The 22,534-nt window shown below is 65.3% G+C and carries 20 protein-coding genes and 1 pseudogene; 9 read left to right on the top strand and 12 right to left on the bottom strand.

Features of this window, described 5'->3' with window-relative positions:
• Positions 1 to 47: 47 nt before the first annotated feature.
• The 3 genes from C7450_RS04360 to C7450_RS04370 form a co-directional block, all read right to left on the bottom strand.
• Complete coding sequence (locus C7450_RS04360) at positions 48 to 314, bottom strand: hypothetical protein (RefSeq protein ID WP_110373108.1); 267 nt, start codon at positions 312 to 314, stop codon at positions 48 to 50.
• Positions 315 to 391: 77 nt separating this feature from the next.
• On the bottom strand, positions 392 to 1,717 hold the full coding sequence (locus C7450_RS04365) for a sensor histidine kinase (RefSeq protein WP_110373109.1): 1,326 nt from the start codon (positions 1,715 to 1,717) through the stop codon (positions 392 to 394).
• Entirely contained in the window at positions 1,714 to 2,388 is a 675-nt protein-coding gene (locus C7450_RS04370) for a response regulator (protein ID WP_110373110.1), read from the bottom strand. Before C7450_RS04370 ends, C7450_RS04365 begins: the two co-directional genes overlap by 4 nt.
• Positions 2,389 to 2,733: 345 nt before the next feature.
• Here C7450_RS04370 and C7450_RS04375 point away from each other — a divergent pair, with 345 nt between their 5' ends.
• A complete protein-coding gene (locus tag C7450_RS04375; protein ID WP_110373111.1) occupies positions 2,734 to 3,261 on the top strand; it encodes a GNAT family N-acetyltransferase in 528 nt (175 codons plus the stop codon).
• A gap of 143 nt (positions 3,262 to 3,404) precedes the next feature.
• Here the strand turns inward: C7450_RS04375 and C7450_RS04380 are convergent, their stop codons facing one another.
• Complete coding sequence (locus tag C7450_RS04380; protein ID WP_110373112.1) at positions 3,405 to 6,539, bottom strand: multidrug efflux RND transporter permease subunit; 3,135 nt, start codon at positions 6,537 to 6,539, stop codon at positions 3,405 to 3,407.
• On the bottom strand, positions 6,539 to 7,708 hold the full coding sequence (locus C7450_RS04385; protein ID WP_110373113.1) for an efflux RND transporter periplasmic adaptor subunit: 1,170 nt from the start codon (positions 7,706 to 7,708) through the stop codon (positions 6,539 to 6,541). Before C7450_RS04385 ends, C7450_RS04380 begins: the two co-directional genes overlap by 1 nt.
• 586 nt (positions 7,709 to 8,294) lie before the next feature.
• On the opposite strand from C7450_RS04385, the pseudogene C7450_RS04390 reads away from it, so the two are divergent.
• Positions 8,295 to 8,459: pseudogene (locus C7450_RS04390) on the top strand (IS66 family transposase zinc-finger binding domain-containing protein); the annotation flags it as partial.
• Between the two features lie 400 nt (positions 8,460 to 8,859).
• On the opposite strand, the gene C7450_RS04400 reads toward C7450_RS04390, so the two are convergent.
• Both C7450_RS04400 and C7450_RS04405 read right to left on the bottom strand, forming a co-directional pair.
• Entirely contained in the window at positions 8,860 to 9,264 is a 405-nt protein-coding gene (locus C7450_RS04400) for a type II toxin-antitoxin system VapC family toxin (RefSeq protein WP_110373114.1), read from the bottom strand.
• Complete coding sequence (locus C7450_RS04405) at positions 9,261 to 9,494, bottom strand: AbrB/MazE/SpoVT family DNA-binding domain-containing protein (RefSeq protein WP_110373115.1); 234 nt, start codon at positions 9,492 to 9,494, stop codon at positions 9,261 to 9,263. Before C7450_RS04405 ends, C7450_RS04400 begins: the two co-directional genes overlap by 4 nt.
• Before the next feature lie 149 nt (positions 9,495 to 9,643).
• Here C7450_RS04405 and C7450_RS04410 point away from each other — a divergent pair, with 149 nt between their 5' ends.
• Positions 9,644 to 9,916 carry an AMP-binding protein gene (locus tag C7450_RS04410; RefSeq protein WP_245449468.1) on the top strand — a complete coding sequence of 91 codons (273 nt, stop codon included), beginning with the start codon at positions 9,644 to 9,646 and terminating at the stop codon, positions 9,914 to 9,916.
• 181 nt (positions 9,917 to 10,097) lie between these two features.
• Here the strand turns inward: C7450_RS04410 and C7450_RS04415 are convergent, their stop codons facing one another.
• Complete coding sequence (locus C7450_RS04415) at positions 10,098 to 10,433, bottom strand: type II toxin-antitoxin system HicB family antitoxin (protein ID WP_110373117.1); 336 nt, start codon at positions 10,431 to 10,433, stop codon at positions 10,098 to 10,100.
• Between the two features lie 202 nt (positions 10,434 to 10,635).
• On the opposite strand from C7450_RS04415, the gene C7450_RS04420 reads away from it, so the two are divergent.
• The 4 genes from C7450_RS04420 to C7450_RS04435 all read left to right on the top strand — a co-directional run bounded on the left by C7450_RS04420 (position 10,636) and on the right by C7450_RS04435 (position 14,525).
• A complete protein-coding gene (locus C7450_RS04420; protein ID WP_110373118.1) occupies positions 10,636 to 11,799 on the top strand; it encodes an acyl-CoA dehydrogenase family protein in 1,164 nt (387 codons plus the stop codon).
• A 27-nt stretch (positions 11,800 to 11,826) separates the two neighbouring features.
• Positions 11,827 to 12,318 (top strand): VOC family protein, encoded by a 492-nt coding sequence (locus tag C7450_RS04425; RefSeq protein WP_110373119.1) that lies wholly within the window; start codon positions 11,827 to 11,829, stop codon positions 12,316 to 12,318.
• A gap of 105 nt (positions 12,319 to 12,423) precedes the next feature.
• On the top strand, positions 12,424 to 12,843 hold the full coding sequence (locus C7450_RS04430; RefSeq protein ID WP_210206356.1) for a nuclear transport factor 2 family protein: 420 nt from the start codon (positions 12,424 to 12,426) through the stop codon (positions 12,841 to 12,843).
• Between the two features lie 8 nt (positions 12,844 to 12,851).
• Positions 12,852 to 14,525, top strand: coding sequence for a class I adenylate-forming enzyme family protein (locus C7450_RS04435; protein WP_110373120.1), 1,674 nt, complete (start codon positions 12,852 to 12,854; stop codon positions 14,523 to 14,525).
• Positions 14,526 to 14,593: 68 nt separating this feature from the next.
• Here the strand turns inward: C7450_RS04435 and C7450_RS04440 are convergent, their stop codons facing one another.
• On the bottom strand, positions 14,594 to 16,165 hold the full coding sequence (locus tag C7450_RS04440) for an acyl-CoA carboxylase subunit beta (RefSeq protein WP_110373121.1): 1,572 nt from the start codon (positions 16,163 to 16,165) through the stop codon (positions 14,594 to 14,596).
• Positions 16,166 to 16,313: 148 nt separating this feature from the next.
• On the opposite strand from C7450_RS04440, the gene C7450_RS04445 reads away from it, so the two are divergent.
• Together C7450_RS04445 and C7450_RS04450 are read left to right on the top strand one after the other, a co-directional pair.
• Positions 16,314 to 18,104: an acetyl/propionyl/methylcrotonyl-CoA carboxylase subunit alpha gene (locus C7450_RS04445; protein ID WP_110373122.1), complete on the top strand. Its 1,791-nt coding sequence runs from the start codon at positions 16,314 to 16,316 to the stop codon at positions 18,102 to 18,104.
• On the top strand, positions 18,101 to 18,856 hold the full coding sequence (locus tag C7450_RS04450) for an SDR family oxidoreductase (RefSeq protein WP_110373123.1): 756 nt from the start codon (positions 18,101 to 18,103) through the stop codon (positions 18,854 to 18,856). The genes C7450_RS04445 and C7450_RS04450 overlap by 4 nt, the downstream gene beginning before the upstream one ends.
• On the opposite strand, the gene C7450_RS04455 is transcribed toward C7450_RS04450, so the two are convergent.
• The 3 genes from C7450_RS04455 to C7450_RS04465 form a co-directional block, all read right to left on the bottom strand.
• Positions 18,831 to 19,487, bottom strand: a complete 657-nt coding sequence (locus C7450_RS04455) for a TetR/AcrR family transcriptional regulator (RefSeq protein WP_170147041.1) — start codon at positions 19,485 to 19,487, stop codon at positions 18,831 to 18,833. The two genes, C7450_RS04450 and C7450_RS04455, sit on opposite strands and share 26 nt — an antisense overlap.
• A gap of 69 nt (positions 19,488 to 19,556) precedes the next feature.
• Positions 19,557 to 20,360: an enoyl-CoA hydratase/isomerase family protein gene (locus C7450_RS04460; RefSeq protein WP_110373125.1), complete on the bottom strand. Its 804-nt coding sequence runs from the start codon at positions 20,358 to 20,360 to the stop codon at positions 19,557 to 19,559.
• Entirely contained in the window at positions 20,357 to 22,465 is a 2,109-nt protein-coding gene (locus tag C7450_RS04465) for an oxidoreductase (RefSeq protein WP_110373126.1), read from the bottom strand. Before C7450_RS04465 ends, C7450_RS04460 begins: the two co-directional genes overlap by 4 nt.
• Positions 22,466 to 22,534: the final 69 nt, after the last annotated feature.

Consider the following 22,534-nt stretch of genomic DNA (forward strand, 5'->3'; position numbering starts at 1 on the left):
CGCCCGTCAGGGTGCGGGCATGACCGGGGGAACGCAGTGAGACAGGATCAGTCGTCCCGGTCCTCATCCGACGGATCATCCCAATCGTGCTCGATATACGGCGGGGGATAGCCGTCCCACCCGGGGCGAACTCGGTAGACATGATAGCGCGGGGGCGGCGGCGCGAACACCGATCCGGCGATGACGCCGACAGCAACACCGGCGAGCGCGCCGGCAACCAGATTCTCGCCGCGCGGACGTGCCTGGGATCCTGATGAGGCGAGAAGGCTGCTGGCGAAGAGAGCGCAAAGAAGGGTTCTTGCGGGCGTACGCATAATGGTCCTCGTGTCTCAATGACATCAGCCATTCTCGACCCGAGGATTACCGGCTCATTACATCACATCGCGAAGCTTCAGCCCGGAAAGGTCAATGTCGCGGTTGAGCCGCCGCCGGGTGTCTTGTCGATTGAGAATAGCCCGCCGTGGAGCGCCGCCACCTGTGCGACGATTGCCAGTCCGAGCCCTGTGCCTGAACTATCCTGCTTGCCGCGCGCGAAGGGTTCCATGACTGCTCGGCCTTGGTAGGCTGTACCCAACCCTGGCCCGAAATCGATCACCGACACCCGGCGGGGTGAGCCAACCTCGACGATCACTCGCCCGCCGCCTCCGCCATGCTGAATCGCATTCCGGATAAGATTAGACAGGCCGATGCCGATAGCCTGAGCCGAGCCGGAGATCATCTCAGTCGCATCGCCGCGAAATTCGAGATCAACTCCACCCGCCAGCGCCGTCGGCACCTCTCGCACGGCCGCATCGCGAGCGGTCGCTGCAAGGTCGATCCGGGCCATCTCCGTCGGCTGCGAGGTCAGGCGCGCGAGCTGCAGCAGCATCGTGACTGTTCCAGACAGGGATTGGAGTCCGCCGACGAGCTCAGCCCTGACCTCTTTGTCCTCGACACGTTCGAGCCGGGTTCGCAGGCGAGTGAGCGGCGTCCGCAGCTCGTGGGCCGCGTTGGACAGAAAGCGCCGCTGCTCGGCCGTCGCCGCATCGATCCGATCCAAAGCACGGTTAAAGGCGAGCGCCAGGGGCCTCAGCTCAGATGGCTGGCTCTCGATCGGCAGCCGCACTCCATCCTTGGAACCGATATCTTCGGCCGCGGCAGCGGCGCGAAGGACGGGGCGCACGATCAAGGCGGGAACCACCAGAATGGTTGTCAAAATGATGATCGTGACGACGGCAGCCAGCATGATCGAAGTCATGTCAGGCTCCCTGAGAATCGACATGACAACCTCGGTGCTGCTGTAGGCGGCTCCCCCGAGCTCGATGAGGAATTTCGAGTCGGTACCCACGCGCGCGGAGCGGCTTAGGCGCAAGGAATCGCCTTCGGTGTCATAGGCCGAGCGCGCCTGCGGCGGGTCCCAAACACCTTTGCTCGCCAGAACCCGGGCTGGCACCGGACCATATGACACATGAGATTGTGGCGTAGTAACCAGGTACCACAGCCGCGGAAACTGACGATGGAACGCCATCAGCTTCGCATTTGGCTTTATGCCAAGCTGGCCGCTGTCATCCATTTCGACCGAGCGCTGGATCTCGGTCGCGATGTCGTATTGGGCGACGTCACCCTCATCGCCGTAGAAGGCGATAAACCCCATTACAAGGCAGAACAGAAAAGCCGAGATCAGGCCACCGAGCAACATGGCTGCCGATGTGGCAATTGACCGGCTGGCGAGCTTCATCGTCCGTCCGTCATCAGATAGCCGATCCCGCGCAGCGGCTTGATCTCGGCTTTGCAGCCACGTTCCCGCAAGCGCTTGCGCAGGCGCGACAGATGGGCGTCGATCGCGTTGGACTGGATTTCGTCGTCAAAACCATAGACCGCGTTATCGAGGCTTTCACGCAGGACGACCTGGCCCGTGCGCCGCATCAGAGCTTCGAGCAACGCGAGTTCCCTGCGTGGCAGAATCAGCGGCTCATCATCGACATAAGCCATCCGGGCGAAGGTGTCGAAACGGAGATTGGCGACGCTCGAAACACCTTTCTGGTCGAGCTGGCTGCGCCGGAGAATCGCTTTGGCGCGCGCGATCAGCTCCACCGGCTCGAAGGGCTTTGCCAAATAGTCGTCGGCGCCAGCGTCGAGTGCCTTCGCGATGTCGTTGGGGTCGTCGAGGGCAGTCAGGACTAGAATACTCGGGCGGGGATTAAGCCTACGCATGGTCGGGATCAAGGTGATCGCGTCCCCGTCGGGCAGGCGCCGATCCATCACGACCAAGTCGAAATGGCGCACCTTCAGCGCGGCGCACGCCTCGTCGAGCGTTGCGACCAGATCAGCCCCGCCGAACGCTCTTTCCAGTGCCTCGCGGAGCCAAGGGCCGAGATCGACATCATCCTCTACGACGAGCAAGCGCACCAGCGAACTTTCCTTCCTTAATGGGACCGTTCTTGGCGGAAATCCTTACACGAAGATTACGCCGCCGCCTCCTGTTCCCGTTCGATGTGCCTTGTAATGTTCGCGCAACCGCCGGGCGCTTGATGCGGGCGGCATGCCCATGAGATTTTCGCGAGCATCGACGAAGCAGGCGTCGCCGGGGCCGCAAAGCCAGCGGCTTCAGCTGCTGCTGCGGATTCTCGCGGCATTGCGCATCCTGCTCGGCTTTTTTTTCGGATCCCCTACTCCTCCTCGCCGTATGCCACGGACAATGATGCCGGAAGATGGCGCGCCCGCCCTCCCGGACGGCAAGACACGGAGCAAATCATGACCCAACCACGGATCACCCTCGAACCCGTGACGGCCGCCGAGCTGGTGCTGTTCAGGGAGGAATTGCAGAAGGCCTTCGCCGTGGCCGTCGTCGCGGAGTTCGGCTTCCTCGGTGAGGGAGCGATCCCGCCCAACGAGGATGTCGCCGAAGCCTTCGAGGACCCGGACGCGGAGGTCCTTCACGTCCTGGCCGATGGCCGGCGCATCGGCGGAGCCGTCATCTCGATCGACCGCGCGACCCAGGACAACTCGCTCGATCTTTTTTTCGTCGCCACGGGCGCCGAAGGCCGTGGCATCGGCCGGGAAGCCTGGGGCGCGATCGAGGCCCGCTACCCCGCAACGAAGGTCTGGACGACGCACACGCCCTATTTCGAGAAGCGCAACATCCATTTCTACGTCAACAAATGCGGCTTTAGGATCGTCGCCTATTACCATGCGGGCCATCCCGACCCGCACCATCCCGAGCAGCCTCCGCTGCCCGGGGGCATGCTCAAGTTCGAGAAGGTCATGAGCCCTGGCGAATGACGCCGCCTCCGGCAGCCCCCATCTTTGCCAGTAGAGCGACGACAGGCACGGCCGCGATCCGTCCGACGTTAAGCAGGGAACACACGAAAACAGTCCCGCTCGACACCGTCCGCGAGAAGGGACACGCTCTCCTTGCGGCCCAGTCACGGCCGGCTGTCCTGACCTTTCGACAAGACGCGCGTTTTGCGCGAGCGGCGCAGCTTGTCGGCGAGCGCGCTTACGATCACGAAGAAGACCGGCACGAACATCACGGCAAGCACTGTCGCGCTGATCATGCCGCCGAACACGCCGGTACCGATCGACTGCTGCGTTTCCTTGCCGGCCCCTTCGGCAACCATGAGCGGGACGATGCCGAGCGTAAAGGCGAGGCTGGTCATCACGATCGGGCGCAGCCTGAGCCGTGCCGCATCAATCGCGGCCTGCGTGGCGGTCAGGCCGCGGTCGCGGCCGGCCTTGGCGAATTCGACGATCAGGATGGCGTTCTTGGCCGAAAGCCCGATGATGGTGACGAGGCCGACATTGAAGAACACGTCGTTGGGCATGTCGCGCAGCATGACGGCGACGACCGCGCCGAGTAGGCCGAGCGGAACCACCAGCATCACCGAGAGCGGCATCGACCAGCTTTCATAGAGCGCCGCGAGGACGAGGAAGACGACCAGCATGGAGAAGGCGAGCAGCATCGGCGCCTGCGCGCCCGCTTGCACTTCCTCCAGGGACTGGCCCGTCCACTCGACGGCGAAGCCCGGCGGCAGCCCGCCGGCCAGCCTTTCCATCTCGCGCATCGCCTCGCCGCTGGAGCGGCCCGGCGCGGCCGAGCCGGTAATCCGAGTTGCAGGGTAGCCATTGTAGCGCACGAGCTGCAGCGGCCCGCTTTCCCATGCGGGCGTGACGAGCTCGGAGAGCGGCACCGTGTCGCCTGCCGCGTTGCGGACCCGCAATTGCAGCACGTCGTCGAGCTTCATGCGCGCTGCCGCGTCCGCCTGCACGATTACCTGCTGTATCCGGCCGAGATTGGGGAAGTCATTGACGTACGAGGAGCCCATCGCCGCGCTCAGCGTATCGGCAATCGTCGTGAAGCCCACTCCGAGCACCTGGGCTTTCTGCCGATCGATTTCCAGCCGGATGCGGCTGCCGGAGGGCAGCCCCTCTTCGTAGACGCCGGTGAGGACAGGGCTCCGGGCCGCCGCGGTCAGGAGCTGCGTCTTCGCAGCGGCGAGCGCGGCGGCGCCCCGGCCAGCGCGATCCTCCAGCCGCAGCGCGAATCCAGAGGTCGTGCCCAACCCCTCAATTGCTGGCGGCAGCATGCTGATGACGCTGCCCTCGCGGATCGCGCGCGCGGCCACATTGGCCCGCGCGACCTCGTTGGCGGCCGTGGCGCCTTTGCGGAGCTTCCAGTCTTCCAGCATGGTGTAGATCATCGCGACATTCGCGCCCGCGCCCGAGAAGCCGAACCCCATGATGCTCTCCGTGTGCCTAACGGCCGGCCGGGTGGCGTTGTGCCGCTCGATTGTCTCGACCGCTTCACGCGTACGGTTCGCCGTAGCGTCCGGCGGGAGCTGAATCGAGGTCAAGAAATAGCCTTGGTCCTCTTCCGGCAGGAAGGCGGACGGTAGCTTCGCGAAAGCCAGCCCGAGCAGGGCGAGCAGAGCCGTGAAGCCAGCCATCATGCGCAGCGGGCGGCGCACCAGCCCCGCAACGGAGCGTTCGTAGCGCTGCGTCAGCCGCTCGAAACGCCGGTCGAACCAGCCAAAGAAGCCCTTCTTCGCGCCATGCTCCGGCGACGGCTTTAGTATGGTCGCGCACAGGGCCGGGGTCAGCGTCAGGGCCAGGAAAGCGGAGAACAGGATCGACACCGCCATCGCGAGCGCGAACTGGCGGTAAATGACGCCGACAGAGCCGGCCGCCAGCGCCATGGGCACGAAGACCGCCGAGAGCACGAGCGTGATGCCGATCACCGCGCCCGTGATCTCGCCCATGGCCTTGCGCGTCGCGGCACGCGGCGAGAGCCCTTCATACGCCATGATCCGCTCGACGTTCTCGACCACCACGATCGCGTCGTCGACGATGATGCCGATCGCCAGCACCATGCCGAACATCGTCAGCACGTTGATCGAATAGCCCGCCGCCAGCATCACCGCGAAGGTGCCGAGCAGCGCGATCGGAGCCACGATCGCCGGGATCAGCGTGTAGCGGATCTTCTGCAGGAACAGGAACATCACCAGGAAGACGAGCGCCATCGCCTCGAACAGGGTCGCGAGCACCTTCTCGATCGATATGCGCACGAAAGGCGCGGTATCGAAGGGGATCGAATAGGACATGCCCCGCGGCATCGCCTTCGCGAGGTCGGCCATCCGGGCCGCGATGGCCGCGGAGGTCGTCACTGCGTTTGCTCCGGGCGCGAGCTGCACCGCAAGCGTCGCGACCGGTTTGCCGTTGGAGCGGCTGGCATACATGTAGGATTGCGAACCCAGCTCGACCCTGGCGACCTCGCCCAGTGTCAGGCTCGATCCGTCTGCATTGGCGCGCAGCACGATCGCCCGGAACTGCTCCGGCGTCCGCAGCCTTCCGTCGACGCCGAGCGGCACGGTGACGCGCTGGGTCCCGGTTGTGGGCTCGGCCCCGATCGCGCCCGGCGCGATCTGCACGTTCTGCTGGGCGATCGCGGCGGTGACGTCGCCGAAGGCGAGCGCATGGGCCGAGAGCTTGGCGGGATCGATCCAGACCCGCATCGCGCGCTCGGTGGTGAAGAGCTGGACGCGCCCGACGCCCGCAACGCGCTTGAGCTCGTCGGCGACGTTCCGCACAGCGTAGTCGCCGAGCGTCGCCTCGTCGTGCTTCCCGTCGGGCGATTCAATATCCAACAGCAGCAGGAAGCCCGAGGCGACAGCCTCGACCGTCAGGCCGAGCTGCCGCACCGCCTGCGGCAGGCGCGGCTCGACCGCCTTTAGTCGGTTCTGCACGTCGACCTGCGCCAGTTCGGGGCTAGTACCCGGTTTGAACGTCGCCGTGATCGTCGCGGAACCCGAGGTGTCGGCGGAGCTTTCGAAATAGAGCATGTTGCGCACGCTCGAGAGCTCGCGCTCAATCAAGCCGACCACGCCGTCGTTTATCGTCTGCGGCGAGGCGCCGGGATAGGTCGCATAGATGCTGATGCCGGGCGGCGCGATGGCGGGATAGCGTTCCGTCGGAAGCTGCGGGATGGCGATGGCGCCGACGAGCGCGATCGTGATCGCGATCACCCAGGCGAAGACCTGACGGTCGATGAAGAAGCCGGACATCAGCGCTGCGGATCCACACCGGCGATGCGCTCCGCGCGCCACGGCATGGCTTTAACCTGCATGCCCGGCTGCAGCCGGTCCTGGCCCTCGACGATGACCTGATCGCCGGGGCTGAGGCCGCTCTCGATGACGATCCGCCCGTCGACCTCGGCACCGGTCGTGATCGTTTGCAGGCGCATCTGGCCGTCATCGGCGACCAAGGCGACCTGCGCGATACCGTTGCCGTCACGTTTCACCGCTTGGAGGGGCACTAGCAGTGCATCCGACCGCCTCTCGCGCGGCAGTCTGGCGCGCACGAACATGCCCGGCAGCAGGAAACGCTCTGGATTGGCCGCCTCGACCCGCACAATCACTTCACTGGTCCCCGGGTCGACGCCGATGCCGGAGAAGAGCAGCTTCCCAGTGACGGGATAGGGCTGCCCGTCGCCCGAGAGAATCTCCACGGTGGCACCATCGTCCCGGCTGCCGGCGCGCGCCAGATCGCGAAGCTCGTCCAACCGGCGCGCCGGCTGGCGCAAATCGATATAGACGCGGTCGATCTGCTGCACGACCGCCAGCGGCGACGTGCTGACCACCGCCAGCGCCCCTTCGCTCGCCAGCGCCTGATCGATTCGACCAGCGATCGGCGAGCGGATGGTGGTGAAGCCAAGATCGAGCCTGCGGCGCTCCAGCGCGGCCCGGCTCTGGGCCACATCCGCCGCGGCCTGCGCCCGAAGCGCCAACGCGTCCTCATGCGCCTGCCGGCTGGCTGCATGGGTCTTGAGCAAGGTTTCGATCCGCCCAACCTGTATCTCCGCTCGGCTCAGCACAGACTCGGTCCGCTGTAGGGCCGCGGCAGCCATCGCCGTCTCGGCCGCGAAAGGGGCGGGATCGAGCTGGAACAGAGGCTGCCCGGCCGCGACCTCGCTGCCTTGGCGGAAGAGGCTCTCCCGGATGACGCCACCGACCTGCGGCCTAATCTCGGCGGTGCGAAAAGCCACGACGCGGCCGGGCAGGAGATCGGAGATCGACACGCTCTCCGGGCGTAGCCGGATCACTGAAACCTCGGCCGGGGCTTCGCGCTCCGGAGGCTGCTCATCCTGGCAGGATGACAGGATGAGCGCTGCGGCGAGCAGGAACAGACGATGGAGCCGCGGCGCGCGGCTTGGAGAGTGTGAGCCTTGTCTCATGCACTGCGCTATCGGCCAGCTTGATTGCCAGGAGATTACGGTGGCGGGGCGCCAACCAGGCAAAGCGGAACTCCTTTGCCTACGTGACATGTGCGCGGCAAGCGAGCTGCCAAAGCCGTGGGTTTTTTTGCCGCCTGAGGAGTTTTTCTCTTCAAGGTCACACCAACGACCTCGTGCTCTACCGCAACTTCAATGACCACGCGTCCATCGGGATCGAAGAGGCAGCCGCAGCTGGCGGCGTTCTTCGCCAGCTCATGAGAACGAAGTCCGACTGTGAGCGCCCTTTTCCGACCGGCGGATCGTCTCCCGCGTAGCGATTTCATCGACCAGCCCATCACCCGGCGGGAGAGCAGGTCAACGACGGCGGAAACGCAGAGCCAACCGTCGGCGGTCCAGATGTAGTAAAGTCGACGATCCACTTCTGGCGCGTCAAGAGATCCATACAACGCCAGGGCACGTCTCCGCCCCTCAGTCTCGGGTTCAGCCGCTGGACAGCCCTCAAGCCGGCGTGGCGGATGGTGGCCATGTTGGCCATGTTGGCCGGTCCGTGCTCGGTACGCAGGCGCATGAGGTCGTCGTGGAAGACGACATCGAGAACCACGAATGCCCCTGCTGCCGCAACGAGCTGCACAGGATCGGTGAAGACGTGAGCGAGCGGCTGGATATCGTGCCGGCGCAGCTGCGCGTGATCGTCGTGCGTCGGCCCGGATATGGCTGCCGTGCCTGCGAGGAGGTCGTCGTGCAGGCTGCGGGAGCGCGCGCCGCGCGGCGGCCGGCAATGGCCCGCCTCCTCCGTGAAATCGCTCCTGGATCTTGCGCGGCGGCTTGGCGTGATCGTGCCATAAGCGCGGAAAGCTCAAGATTGAGCGGATGCGCGGTTGATGGTGAGCCTCGGAGGCTCCGGCTCTCGGAATCGGCGGCTTTCATGTAGCAGTTGCGCTCTTTTAGTTGATGCTACGGCGCGAGAACGGACACAGAAGGCGATGCAACGCATTTACTGCGTAGATCAGGCTTCGTCCCTTGGATCCATGAAGGCTACTTCCACATGCAATTTTTGCTGTGCATGGGCCAAGATGGCGAGTACGTGGCTGCGTCGGGCGGATGCAATTTCAGGACAATCACGCGTTCAGCCACTGCCCCCCTGCCCCATCTCACGACGCTGGCGAAACTAGCTCCACCGTTGGAAAGTATGTCCGATAGCGCTTTAGATCTCGCGTCAACAAAGGCAGACCTTGAACCGCTGCATGGGCTCCAATGAAGAAGTCCGGCAACACTCCGGTTCCGGATCCACCTGCCGTGCGATAGTGTGTGAACACCTTGCCGGCCAAAAACAGGGCTGACCGAGGGATGGGGATAAGTTCCAAGCCCGCGTCTTCAATGAAGGCATCAAGCCCTTCTATGCGATCGTAGCGAACCGATAGCTCTGCATACACAACATCGTTGATCATCAATGGACCCGCGAGAGAAGCAGTTTCAAGCTGCTCGATCGACCAATCTGCCCAGTCTTGATCATTCGTCACAAGATCGAGCAGGACGTTGGTATCAACGAGCGTCACGCTTCACCACGCGTGAGCGCCATGATCGCATCCGTATCAAGTCCCTTGCCCGCGTGCCCCCTGAGCCGCCGGAACCGGCTGGGGGGTATGTCCGTGTCCGCTTTGGTGAGCACCACGCTGCCATCAGCAGCCCTCCGGAAAGCCACCTTGCTTCCTGGAGCAATTCCAAGCAGATCCCTGACCGCTTTCGGGATTGTGACCTGCCCCTTGGACGTCACCGTGCTCGTCATAACCTCAATCCTGTAATGCCGGTTTCGTTGAAGGTATTACTTCGGCGCTCCGGATTCAAGTCGACGTCATCGACCGACCGTTCCCACATTCCGCTGTTCGATCTCAAGACCCTGCGCGACGGCACAGCAGGCACGGCCAGCTTGGCGCCTTGATCCGCTCCTCTGACGTGCCCCACGGCAAGAGCGAGATCTTCAATCCGATCACCGTGCTCGAGGCCGCCGAGACCGAGGCCTGGTATGCGCAGGGCAATGGCGATGCCTGCGTCGGCTGGCCGGCGCCCGGCGTCGAGATCGCGATCCATGACGAGAATGGTCACCCCCTCCCGCCCGGCGAAACCGGCGAGGTGATGATCCGCGCGCAGCATCTGATGACCGGCTACGTCACGACGGAGGGCTTCCGCCCGATCCGCGCGGACGGCTAAGGCGCCGTACCGAACGGCGCCAATCCATGCCCCTTGATTTTGCATGCTCTCGGTAGATCGACGCCTGTGGATTCACACGCCTCAACACGTTGCATTGAAAGGCGTTCAGCTCATCGAAGACGCGTAAAAAGGCCGAATGTTTCGCGGGCCTGGTCAATCTGATACGGCGAGGTTGCGCCGCTTAAGCCGTGGCAGCTTCCTCGATTGTCTTGGCAAGCCATTCGTCCATGCTCCGGCCCTCGGCTGCGGCACGCAACGCGGCTGCCTCATGCACCTTTGGCGGGACGCGGAGGACGAACTTCCCCGAGAACTTCCGCGTCGGCTCGATGCCCCTCTCGGCGCATACCTCGAGGAAGGTCTCGAGCGAGCGGCGGCCCTCTGCCTCGAGATCCTTCACATTGTCGGCGTAGAAGTCTGCCCCGCCTGTCAGGTCCAGGAACTCGCCCCGGAACATCTGAATGTCAGGGTCGAACGACACGACAGCCTTATGGCCATCGATCTCGATCACGTCCTTCATCATTTCACTCCATGGCTTGTGAGCCATCGCGATATGACCGTAGATTACCACCTCGGTTCCAAAGGCTGATTGCGCTGACTTGTCTGGATCTGGGACTGCCCGGTCCAATGCTCACGCTGCTCATTCATTATCGATAGATAGGTGATTTTTCTCCTTCCTTTGCACCAACTTGTCGCATCAATGGTTGCGACTGGTGCAGGATATGGATTTCGCTCTTTCGCCGGAACACGCGGCATTTCGAGACACAGTTCGCCGCTGGGTCGATGCCGAGATGCCGAAATCGCTGGCACGTGAGTTGGAGCGCGACGAGGGGCACTATCCTTTCGAGCTTTGGGACAGGTTTACGGATGCCGGCTTCCATGGCCTCGGGATAGACGAGGAATATGGTGGACTGGGCGGTGATGTGCTCATGCAATCCATCTTCGCGCGGGAGGTATCCCGTTCGCTCGCGGGGCTGCTGCTCGTTTGGATGCCTACGTCTTTCGCCGGCGCCAAATCGATCGGCTCATACGGAACGCCGGAGCAAAAGCGCGACTTTCTCCCGAAGATCGCGGCGGGGGATTGCCGCGTTTCCATCGGCTTCACCGAGCCGGGGGGCGGCACGGACGTCCTTGGCGCGCTCAGGACCTTCGCGGAGCGGACGGAGGGCGGCTGGATCATCAATGGCGAGAAGACATGGTGCACAGGCGCCCATGTCGCGGACTACATCCTTCTTCTCGCGCGCACCGACAAGAACGTCGAGAAGCGGCATCACGGCGTGACCCTGTTCTTCCTGCCGGCGAAGAGCCGTGGGGTCAGCACCCGTCTTCTGCCAAAGCTTGGAATGCGATCGATCGGTTCGTGCTCGGTCACGCTGCAGGACGTATTTGTTCCCGACCACCTGGTTCTCGGCGAGCCGGGTTGTGCCTGGTACATGCTTCTGCCAACGCTCAACAACGAGCGGATACTGGTGGGTGCCCAATGTCTCGGCACCATCGATGCGGTCCTGGAGGACGCGGTCGACTACGCGAAGACGCGCAAGGCCTTTGGCCGGCCGATCGGGCAGTTCCAGGCGATACAGCATTACATCGCCGACATCGCCACCTGGCAGCAGCAGACCGAGCTGATGCTGCACTACACGGCCTGGCTGCAGAGTAACAACATGCCCTGTGGTCAGCAGGCCAACATGTTGAAAATGATGGCGTCCGAGGCGGTCGGGCGGGCGGCGGATCTCGGCATTCAGATCCTCGGAGGCATGGGGTACTCTGCGGAGACCGATATGCAGCGCTATTGGCGCGATCACCGCATCCTCCGCATTTCTCCCATTAGCAATGAAATGGTGCGCAATTCGATTGCCGAGAGTTTCGGTCTGCCGAGGTCTTTCTAATAAGCCCTGTTCCAGTCGGAGATTGTTATGGCCTCAGGCCCCTTCGCCCACGTCTGTCTTCTTGTGAATGACCTTGATTCTGCTATCGCGAACTGGACGAAAATTCTCCAGGTCTTGGACCCGCAGCAGCTTGAAAGGCCCATCGTCAGGTATGAGTCCTTCGGAGGCGGCGAAGACGCGGGTCTTCGCTGGGCCTGCTTTGTCGCCGACCACGGGACAGAAATCCAGCTGATGCAGCCCGCTCCAGGAACACCGCTGTTCGAGCGGCTGCAGCAGCGTGGCGAACATGTGCACCATCTCTGCTTTACCACCGCCGACGTGCCTGGCGCGCTCGACGAACTCGAAGCCAAGGGAATCAAGCTGCCAACCAAGCAACTCTTCTATGATGAGGAGGAGAAATGGCAGAAGTGGGGGTGGGCGTCGGCCAGGAGCGCCCACGGTGTGCTCATCGAGATTGCCTCGCCTTACGAGACACATGACGACGGCCGCTGGTATCCGGCGGGGAGCGCCAAGACGTGACGTGAAGCGGCTTCGCAGCCTGGGCGGCGACAGACAGCGGTTGATGATCTGGCGGTCGCCGATCGTTCGGTTGGGTCGTCGGGTTCAACATGGGAGGAGGACGACGTGCAGGGCCTGGATCTCCTTGTGGCGGAGCGCGCATGCGAGCGCCTCATGATCGAATATTGTGCGTGTGTGGACATGCGTGACTTCGACAAGCTTGTCGGGCTTTTCACGCAGGATGGCGTGCTCAAGAGGCCCGACGGCGAATTTGCGGGTCACGCCGCGATCGCCGCGTTCTTCGCCAAATTGACAACGGATCCCCTCGTCCACGTTTGCAGTAATATGCTTATCCATATCGACAGCCCGCATGCCGGCCGCGCGACGTCATATGTCACGGTCTTCCGCAGCTATGGTGAGAATGCCGACGGACTGCCGAAGCTCGAGGCGCCCTATGTGGTGGCCAAATACGTGGACCGCTTCGCGGTCGAGGATGGCGCGTGGAAGATCGCTTTCCGCGACACGATATTCGCCGCCAAGATATAGGTGCGCCCGTGCATCAGACCTCGCGCGCCGCGCCTTCCACCGTCGGGCATTCCATTCTGGACGCGGCCGACCGCTGGCCCGAGCGGACGGCATTCATCCTGGCGGGCCGTTCCGTGACCTATGCCGAATTCGCCCGGCAGACCGAGACAGCGGCGCGCGGGCTGCTCGCGCTCGGCATCAAGCCCGGCGAGCATGTCGGCGTCTTGATGCCGAACTGCTGGGACTACGCGGTGCTGGTGGGCGCCATCAATATGGTGGGCGCAGCCGCGGTTGTGCTCAACGCGCGCTATCGCGGCGAAGACTTGCGGTTCGTTATCGCGCATGCGGATATCACCGTGCTGTTCACGGCGGGCATCGGGCGTCCGCATCTCGACTTGCGCGCTTTGCTCTGCGCCGAGTTTCCAGAACTCGCACGTTGGCATGACGGCGAGCCGCTTGCAATCGCAGCGGCTCCGAAGCTGCGCGCCGTCTTTCACTTCCAGGCGCCCGAGGAAGAGACGTGGGCGACAGAACGCGTGTTCGCGGCCGGCGCGGCGACCGTATCCGCCGACATCCTCGCGGGGCGCATCGCCGCCGTCAGACCGGAGGAGACCGCTCTCGTCATCTTCTCGTCGGGGACAACGGCGCAACCGAAGGCCTGTCTGATCAGTCACAGGACGCTGAACGATGTCGCCGGCGCCGTGGCGGAACGTCTGGGCCTGGTGCAGGACGACGTGTTCTGGGATCCACTGCCGTTCTATCACATGTCTTCGCACCTTCCCCTGAATGCCTGCCGGAAGGTCGGCGCGGCCTATCTCTGCCAGACGCATTTCGATGCCGGTGAGGCGCTGCGGGAAATGGAGGCCTGGGGCGCCACCATCTGCTATCCCGCGTTCCCGACCCTGACCGCAGCGATGATCGATCACCCCGATTTCGCGCATCGCGATCTCTCGCGCCTCCGCCTCATGCTGAACATCGGTGCGCCGGAGCTGTTGCGCAAATTCGCCGCGGCCTTGCCGCGGGCGACGCAGATCGCCTGCTTCGGCCTGACCGAGGGAGGCGGCATCAGCGTCATGTCGAGCCCTGAGGAAACGCTCGAACAGCGCGTGACGCGGGTGGGCCGGCCGCTTGCCGTGCACGCGGTGCGGATCGTCGATCCGGACACGCTGGCTGAGGTTCCCGCGGGCACGCGTGGGGAAATACTGATCAGGGGATCGATCTTTTCAGGCTACTACAAGGAGGCCGAACAGACGGACAAGGCGCTTGGCGCAGACGGCTGGCTGAGGACGGGCGACGCCGGCTGGCTCGATCCGGATGGGCTTCTCGTCTACGCCGGCCGCATCAAGGACATGCTCAAGATCGGCGGCGAGAATGTCGCGGCCGTCGAGATCGAGAGCTTTCTGGTGAAGCATCCCAAAGTGAAAATGACGCAAGTCGTGGCGGTGGCGGACGACCGGCTCGTTGAAGTCGCGGCTGCGTTTGTCGAGCTCAAGTCGGGCGAGACGATGACCGCCGATGAGCTCATCGCCTATTGTGCAGGCCGCATTGCAAGCTACAAAATTCCCCGTTATGTCCGCTTCGTGACGGAATGGCCGATGAGCGCGACGAAGATACAGAAGTTCAAGCTTCTCGAGAGTTTCACCCCAACCGGCAAGATAGACGTGGCCAGCGTCCTCCGGAGGCAGCCGGAAGCCTCGAAGTAGAACCGCCGGGATTGGCGGCCTTGTCGCCGGTCATAGCGTTGATCAGCCGATATCCGGCGGTGCAGCCATCACCGCGCCGGCCGCGGCCGGCCGAGCCGCGGTCGGCGTGGGCCCCAGGCGATCTCGATACTGCGGGCCACGGCGATGCGCGTCTGCGCCGGCTCGATGATGTCGTCGAAGGAGAGGTGGGCGGCTGCTTCCCAGGGCTCGGACTCGACGGTCCATTGCGCGGTGAGTTCGTCGACCAGGCGCTGCATGGCCTCCGGGCCCTCCTCCTCCAGCAGTTTCTCCATGCGACGGCGATAGACGGTGCGCACACCGGTCTCGGGGGCCATGAAGCCCATCTCGGCGCAGGGCCAGGCGAACAGGAAGTCCGGCCGCGTCGGCCGGCCACCCATGGCGAAATGTCCCCCGCCATAAGCTTTGCGCAGCACCACGGCGACCTTCGGAACCGTGGCTTCGGCTATGCGGGCCACGAGCGTCTCGTAGGCCTTCAGGATGCCGCCCCGCTCGGCCTGCGAGCCGATCATCAGCCCGGGTACGTCATTGAGAAAGACAAGGGGCAGGTTGAACGTATCGCACAGATCGACGAAGGCGCATTCCTTGGTGAGCGCGGCGGGATCGAGCGCCCCGGCGTTGACGATCGGCTGGTTTGCGACGATGCCGACCGGCATGCCTTCGATGCGGGCGAGCCCGGTCAGCAGGCTCGGCCCCCAGCCGGCGCCCCAGGGCAGCAGGCTGTGCTCGTCGACCAGCGCCTCCAGCACGTTGCGCATGTCGTATCCCGCCTTGGCACCGAGCGGCACCAACCTCTCGAAGTCCTCCGCCGGACGACCGGCTGGCCGGGCCGGTGCCACCGGCGCCTCCAGTTCGGCATTGGCCGGCAGATAGGAAAGGAAGGCGGCGATGGCCTGCATGGCCTGGCTCTCGTCGCCGACCACCATATGCACGTTGCCGGCCGCCTGGGCGGGCTCCGGCCCGCCGAGTTCGGTATCGCTGATCGTCTCGCCGATGGCGGACTGGATGACGGAGGGCCCGGACAGCGCGACGGCGCCGCTGGCGATCATCACCGTGAAATGCGCCGTCGAGGCATGCAGGGCGGAATCGCCGTAGGACGGGCCGAGGATCGCCGCCGCCCGCGGCACCGCCGCCTGGCCCGGCGCCGGCTTGACGAAGGTGAGGAAATCGAGCGGCAGACCGCTGAAGCGCCATCCCATAACGTCGGGGATGCGGCCTCCGTCGGCATCGCAAAGCAGCACGATAGGAAAGCCGGAGCGCTGGGCATGCTCGATCAGCCGGCTCTGCTTGCGCATGCTGGTCGGCGCGGTGGTACCGGCGAGAATCGTCGAATCGATGCCGATCACCCCGACCATCGCACCGTCGATGCGGCCGAAGCCCGTGACGACTCCGTCGCCGGCCACGAAGCGCTCGCTGCGCATCTCGGGCAGGGCGAGGGCGCCGAACTCGAACCAGGATCCGGCATCGAGCAGGAGGTCGAGGCGCTCGCGCACCGGCAGGCGTCCCGAGGCACGGTGGCGCTCGACCGCGACGGCGCCGCCCATCTCCATCACGCGCGCCTTGCGGGCGCGCAAATCGGCGATCTTCGCCTCAAGGGCGGCTTGTCCGGCGTTGTCACTCATGGTGCGTTCCCAAAGTTCGGCCTGGTCCGGTCTGCGAGCCTCGAACCGGGTCCCATGAAATCCGGTTCGCCGTCATATATCTTTCGATAGGTTGCGCCGTGCGGCGGGGCCCGTAACGCAGATGGAAGCGTCCGACATGCGGTGACCCATGTTCTCATCTGTACTGATCAGCAATCGCGGCGAGATCGCTGTGCGCCTTATCCGGGCTTGCCGGACGCTCGGCATCCCCTGCGTCGCCGTCTACAGCGATGCGGATGCGGACGCCCTGCACGTCCGGCTCGCCGACCGGGCGGTGCGGATCGGCGAAGGACCGGCGCGCAATTCCTATCTCGATGCGGAGGCGATCATCGCTGCGGCGGTCACCGAGGGTGTCGCCGCGATCCATCCCGGCTACGGCTTTCTCAGCGAAGATCCGGCCTTCGCTCAAGGCGTCATCGACGCCGGGCTGACATTCATCGGCCCGTCCCCCGGGGTCATGGCCACCATGGCGGACAAGACGGCGGCGCGGTCGGCGGCGATTGCCGCCGGTCTTCCCGTGCTTCCCGGCAGCAGGGCGGGCCTCGATGCCGGAGCCGCCCGGGTGGCAGCCCGCGCTATAGGCTATCCCCTGCTGGTCAAGGCGGCTTTCGGCGGCGGGGGGCGTGGCATGCGCATCGTGGCCAGCGAGACGGCGCTTGCGCTGGCGCTGGAGAGTGCTGCGCGGGAAGCGCAGGCAAGCTTCGGCAAGCCGGAGGTGTTTCTCGAGCGCTATGTGGAGCGGCCGCGCCACGTCGAAGTGCAGGTTTTCGGCGATCAGCATGGCCATGTCGTCCATCTCGGCGACCGGGACTGCACCATGCAGCGACGCCACCAGAAGGTGATCGAAGAGGCGCCTGCGCCCGACCTGCCGCCTGACCTGCGTCGTGAGCTGCACGAAGCCGCGGTGCGCCTTGCCCGGAACGTCGGCTACGTCGGCGCAGGAACCGTGGAATTTCTCGTCGATGCGGCACGGGAGAACTTCTATTTCCTCGAAATGAATACGCGTCTTCAGGTCGAGCACGGCGTTACCGAACTGGTCACCGGCCTTGACCTCGTGGAACTGCAGCTACTTGCTGCGGCGGGGCGGGCCCTCCCGTTCACCCAGGCCGAGGTCGTCTTGCGCGGCCATGCCATCGAGGGGCGGATCGCCGCCGAGGACCCGGCCGCGGGTTTTATGCCCTCGGCGGGCCGCATCGGGCGCCTCGACATGCCGGCCGGCCCGTGGGTACGGACGGATTTCGGCTTCGGTCCGGGTGATACCGTGCCACCTTTCTACGATTCGATGCTTGGGAAAGTGCTCGCCTGGGGGAACGGAAGAGCGGAGGCGGCGCGGCGACTGAGCGGCGCGCTTGCAGAGACGCGCATCGACGGCATTGCCAGCAATTGCACGTTCCTGCGCCGCGTAGTCGACAGCGATGCCTTCGCGCAGGTGAAGCACGACGTCGGCTGGATCGAACGCGCGGCAGAAACCCTCACGCCTGCCGGCGCAACCGAGTCTGTCGGGGAGGCCGTGGCGGATAGCGAAGACGGCATCCGGGCCCTGCCGTTTCGGCGCGAGGTGCTCGATACGCCGCAGGGCCAGGTCGTGCTCGACATCCGTACCGCGCAGATGGAGCCGGGCCTCCGCGCGGGGCGCCAGCGGCGCGGTCCAGCGACGATGGTCTCCCACGTGCAGGCAGCGATGCCGGGGCCCGTCGCGCCGATTGATGCGACGGTGGTCAATGTTGCGGTCGCAGTGGGCGATGTCGTGACGGGTGCGACGGTTCTGGCAATGGTCGAGGCCATGAAAATGGAAATGCCTATCCGCGCCGGGATTGATGGGATCGTGACCGCATTGCATGTCGCGGTTGGCGAGACGATCAAGGCCGGCGCCCTCGTCTGCGCCATCGAGCCATCAGCAGATCATAGGGAGACCCCATGACCACAGGACCTGACACCGGACATCCTCACGCCGTGAGCTCTTCCCCCCAAAGACCGGACGTCGCCATTGTCACGGGCGCGGCGCGTGGAATCGGTGCGGCCATCGCTGAAGCGCTGGAGACCGGCGGCTGGCGCGTCGTGCGTGTCGACATCGGGTTTTCGGACATGGGCCCTTTGCGGCGTGCGCTCGACGTCACCCGCTTCGATGACGTCGTCGCGATGGTCGCGGCCATCGAGGCGGAGCTCGGCCCGATCGGCGGCGTTGTCAACAACGCCGGCATCACCCGCGACGGCTTCATGCATCGCATGGATCCGGCCACCCAGTGGGAGCCGGTCATCGCCGTCAATCTCACTGGCCCGTTCAACATGTGCCGGGCCATCCTGCCAAAGATGCGCGAGCGTCAGTTCGGACGCATCGTCAACATGTCGTCCATGAACGGCCTCAAGGGCCAGGCCGGGCAGGCGAATTACGCGGCAGCCAAGGCCGGATTGATCGGCATGACGAAGGCGCTCGCGTTGGAGAACGCCAGCCTCGGCATCACGGCCAACTGCATCGCGCCCGGCTTCATCGACTCGGAGATGACCCGCGCGATCCGCCCGGACGTGCGCGAGGTGGAACTGACGAAGATCCCTGCCGGACGACCGGGCACACCCGCTGAAGTGGCCGGCGTCGCCGCTTTCCTGATGTCGGACGGCGCTGCATTCGTTACCGGCGAGACACTCTCGATCAACGGCGGGCAGTTGATGGGCTGACTGCTTCTGACAGGGAAGGCTTGCGCCAGATCTCCAGTGCTTTCTCGCTTGCGAGGCCGTTGACGCTCATCGTGGCGAACTGCTCGCCGATGACCTCGGGCTTCATGCTGCCACCACGGCGAAACCATGTGTAGGTCCAGTTGGCCGAGCCAAGCACGCTCAGCGCCGCCAGCTTGGCATCGACATCGGACCGGATCAACCCGGCCGCCTGGCCTTCCCTGATCGTCTCGACGAAGTGGTTCTGGTAGGTGTGGTCGTCTGCGAGCACCGTGTGGCGCTTCTCGGCCGGGATCGACTTGCGTTCGTGCAGAAACACCGCCGTCTCTTCGAGATATTCGCACAGATGCAGAATATGGCCGGCGATGAGCCGCCATAGCACGGTCAGCGGGTCGGCGGGAACTTCCATAATCCGGCGCAGATTGGCGATGCCGCGGGCGATGATCGAAGCCAGCACCTCGTGCAGCAGTTCTTCCTTCGAGGGAAAGTAGTAGAACAGGCTCGCTTTCCGGATGCCGAGCTCGTCGGCGATGTCCTGCAGGGAGGCTGCTTCATAACCCTTGCGATGGAAGACTTTCGTTGCCGCCGCCAGTATTTCGGCGCGCCGTTCGTGGCCGCGCAGGCGATGGCGCACCGGCGCCGGCTCTGGCAGCTTGCGGCTGGGCTCGCGGGCTAGGACCTTGGTCATTCGATCATCCCAATTTCAGCCACGCCGATCGGCAAAGACGGGCTTCCGTTTACCGAGGAACGCAGCGGTTCCCTCGCGAACGTCGGGGCTTGCCTGTAGCACGGCGAGTGCCTCTATAGAATAATCGAGATCGGCCTGTGTCAGGTTCCGATCGATGATGCGCTTGGCAACTTCAAGAGCGAGCGGCGAACTCTCCGCAATCTCTTTCGCCATGGCAAGAGCGTGGCTCAGCAGCGCGGCGGATGGCACCACCTCTTCGACGAGCCCGATTCGCAACGCCGTCGCGGCATCGATGCGACGGCGCGTGGCGATCAGTTGCTTGGTCATCGCCCGGCCGATCTTGTCGGCGGCGCGGATGACTCCATAGCCCGGAACGAGGCCGAGGCCCGCCTCCGGCATGCCGAATGCGGCGTGTTCCGCGGCGATGACGATGTCGCAGGCAAGCGTGAGTTCGCAGCCGCCGCCGAGCGCCAGGCCATTCACCGCGGCGATGATCGGCAGCGGGCACCGCTCCACCGCCAGGAAGGCGGCCATGGCCTCCCGCTGGTAGGCACGGCGATCGACCATGTCGCCGAGGCTGTGGAGCGAGCCGATGTCCCCGCCGGCGGAGAACGCCCGCTCACCCGCACCGGTGATCACGACCGCGCGCACCCCGCCGTTCTGTTCCAGGCTTTGCAGGGTCGCGGTGATGTTGGCATAGAAGCGCCGCGTCAAGGTGTTGAGCTTGAGCGGCCGAGCAATCGTGACCAGAGCCACGGGACCATCGCGGTGGACCGCGAGGGGGGTGTCGTCGACGGCGATGTCAGCATTGCCCGTCATGTTTCCACCCCCTGCGCGGCTTGGCCGACAGCTTGGCCGGTGATGTGGCCGGCGGCCTGAGCGGCCACATGGCCGGCGTCTTGATCGGCGACCTGCGCCGCCAGCAGCGAGACAGCCGCGCGCGCCGCATGCACAGCATCCCCAATCCGGCCGATCGTCTCGACATCGCCGACAAGCGCGTGGGGGATTCCGGCGGCGGCCAGTCCCTCGCCGAGCGGCGATCCCGGTTGCCGGCCCTGGGCCACCACCACCCACGCCACCTCGATGCGGCCGGCCGTCTCGCCTGCCAGCGTCGCGACCTGCGGCCCCTCGACCCGGGTGATCGTGGTGTTGTCGACGACGGTGATGCGGGCGTTGCCCTGCAGGCGCGCCCGGAGATGCTTACGGTACATCATCTCGGCGGAACGCGCGAGTTGCTGCGCGGCCGAGCGCGTGACGAGGATCACGCCGTGGCCGCGCGCCGCCAGATACTCGGCCGTCTCGCAGCCGGTCTCGCCGCCGCCGTAGACCAGCGTCGGCAGCGGTCCGGGCGCGGGCGGCTCCGCGTCGCCGGACAGGATGTCGTAGGCGCTCAATACGCGCGTGGCGTCCCCGGCCGCGAAGGGCAGCGCCTGCGAGCACGCACCTGTCGCGACGATGGCCAGCACCGGATGCTGGGCAGCCAGCTCCCCTGCCTCGACCGGATGGTCCAGCAAGATCTCGACGCGGCTGCCGGCCAGACGCCTCTTGAGATAGTCGAGATACCAGAACAGCTTTTCCTTGTGGGGTGGCGACGCCGACGCGATAAGGCCACCGCCGAGCTCGTTTCTCGCCTCGTACAGGCGCGTCGTGAAGCCGGCCTCGGACAGCTCCAGCGCCGCCGCCATGCCGCCCGGCCCGGCGCCGACCACGAGCGCCAGGCGCCCCGCGCCGCCGCCGACGGCCGGCATGTGATTTTCCTGGCCGGCGCGGGGGTTCTCGGCGCAGCTGATGCCAATGTGCTTCAGCACCCGATCGAAGCACCAGTTGCAATTCGTGCATGGGCGGATGGCATCGACATCGCCGGCCAGTGCCTTGCGCGTCCAGTCCGGATCGGCGAGCAGCGGCCGCCCCAGCGCCACCATGTCGATGTCGCCCTCCGCGAGACCGCGCTCGGCCACGTCCGGCCAGCGCACCGGCCCCACGCCGATGACGGGGACGCCGGCGACCGCGCGGATCGCCCGGCAATGGGCGAATCGCCATGCCTCGACCGCCGACATCGGATCGATGGTCCGGTCGAGCGTCCCTTCGATCACGCCGCTCGAGACATGAATCGCGTCAAGGCCGGCGGCGACGAGATGCGGGACGATCGCGACCATGTCGTCGAGGGAGAGGCCGCCCGGCAGGAAATCCGAGGAGGACAACCGGTAGATGAGTGGCCGTTCCGCGCCGAGCACCGCTTTGACGGCCTTTATCACCGCAAGGGGGAAGCGCAGCCGCCGTTCGAAGTCACCGCCCCATGCGTCATTCCGCCTGTTTCTCAGCGGGGATAGGAAGGCCATGGGCAGATAGCCATGCGCGCCGTGGATCTCGATGGCCTCATAGCCCGCGGCCATGGCCCGCGTGGCCGCCCGGCCGTAGTCGGCGACCAGTTCCTCGATCTCCGCTGGTTCCAGCATGCGTGTGGTCGGCGTCACGCCGTCGCGGCGCGAGATCTCCTGGCTCGGCGCGAACGGCAGGCCGTCGAGCGTGCGGCGATCGGCGTGCTGGCCGGGTGAATGCAGTTGCAGGGCCGACAGCGAGCCGGCCTCGCGGATGGCGGAGGCGATCCTGCGATGCCCGGCGATGGCGCCGTCGTCATCAAGTACGAGTTGCCTCATTTCCGCCCGGCCGTAACGCCGATTGACGCTGGTGAATTCGACCACGATCAGCCCGGTGCCGCCGGCCGCCCGCGCCCTGTAATAGGCAACGGTGTCGTCGGTGACGCCACCCGCCTCGTCGGCGAGCACACTCGACATCGCCGCCATGACGGTGCGATTGGGAATGGTGAGCCCGGCGAGCCGGATCGGGCTCGCCAGCCGGGGAAAGCGCGGCGCGCCTACCGGGAAGGAACAGCCGGCCGTATCGCCGTCGTCGCGCTCCCCCATTCTAGCGGCCCGTGCCCGAGATGCCGGCGCCGAACGTCGCCGCCGAGGATGCGGGGGCGCGCCCGCCCG

The sequence above is a fragment of the Chelatococcus asaccharovorans genome, assembly GCF_003201475.1.
In the GTDB taxonomy this organism is placed as follows: domain Bacteria; phylum Pseudomonadota; class Alphaproteobacteria; order Rhizobiales; family Beijerinckiaceae; genus Chelatococcus; species Chelatococcus asaccharovorans.

Excerpts from the sequence above, each read along its gene's own strand:
- C7450_RS04415 (WP_110373117.1), bottom strand. The coding sequence starts at position 10,433 with ATGAAGGACGTGATCGAGATCGATGGCCATAAGGCTGTCGTGTCGTTC.
- C7450_RS04465 (WP_110373126.1), bottom strand. The coding sequence starts at position 22,465 with ATGGGGGAGCGCGACGACGGCGATACGGCCGGCTGTTCCTTCCCGGTA.
- C7450_RS04450 (WP_110373123.1), top strand. The coding sequence starts at position 18,101 with ATGACCACAGGACCTGACACCGGACATCCTCACGCCGTGAGCTCTTCC.
- C7450_RS04375 (WP_110373111.1), top strand. The coding sequence starts at position 2,734 with ATGACCCAACCACGGATCACCCTCGAACCCGTGACGGCCGCCGAGCTG.
- C7450_RS04460 (WP_110373125.1), bottom strand. The coding sequence starts at position 20,360 with ATGACGGGCAATGCTGACATCGCCGTCGACGACACCCCCCTCGCGGTC.
- C7450_RS04425 (WP_110373119.1), top strand. The coding sequence starts at position 11,827 with ATGGCCTCAGGCCCCTTCGCCCACGTCTGTCTTCTTGTGAATGACCTT.
- C7450_RS04360 (WP_110373108.1), bottom strand. The coding sequence starts at position 314 with ATGCGTACGCCCGCAAGAACCCTTCTTTGCGCTCTCTTCGCCAGCAGC.
- C7450_RS04420 (WP_110373118.1), top strand. The coding sequence starts at position 10,636 with ATGGATTTCGCTCTTTCGCCGGAACACGCGGCATTTCGAGACACAGTT.
- C7450_RS04380 (WP_110373112.1), bottom strand. The coding sequence starts at position 6,539 with ATGTCCGGCTTCTTCATCGACCGTCAGGTCTTCGCCTGGGTGATCGCG.
- C7450_RS04405 (WP_110373115.1), bottom strand. The coding sequence starts at position 9,494 with ATGACGAGCACGGTGACGTCCAAGGGGCAGGTCACAATCCCGAAAGCG.
- C7450_RS04440 (WP_110373121.1), bottom strand. The coding sequence starts at position 16,165 with ATGAGTGACAACGCCGGACAAGCCGCCCTTGAGGCGAAGATCGCCGAT.
- C7450_RS04445 (WP_110373122.1), top strand. The coding sequence starts at position 16,314 with ATGTTCTCATCTGTACTGATCAGCAATCGCGGCGAGATCGCTGTGCGC.
- C7450_RS04365 (WP_110373109.1), bottom strand. The coding sequence starts at position 1,717 with ATGAAGCTCGCCAGCCGGTCAATTGCCACATCGGCAGCCATGTTGCTC.
- C7450_RS04385 (WP_110373113.1), bottom strand. The coding sequence starts at position 7,708 with ATGAGACAAGGCTCACACTCTCCAAGCCGCGCGCCGCGGCTCCATCGT.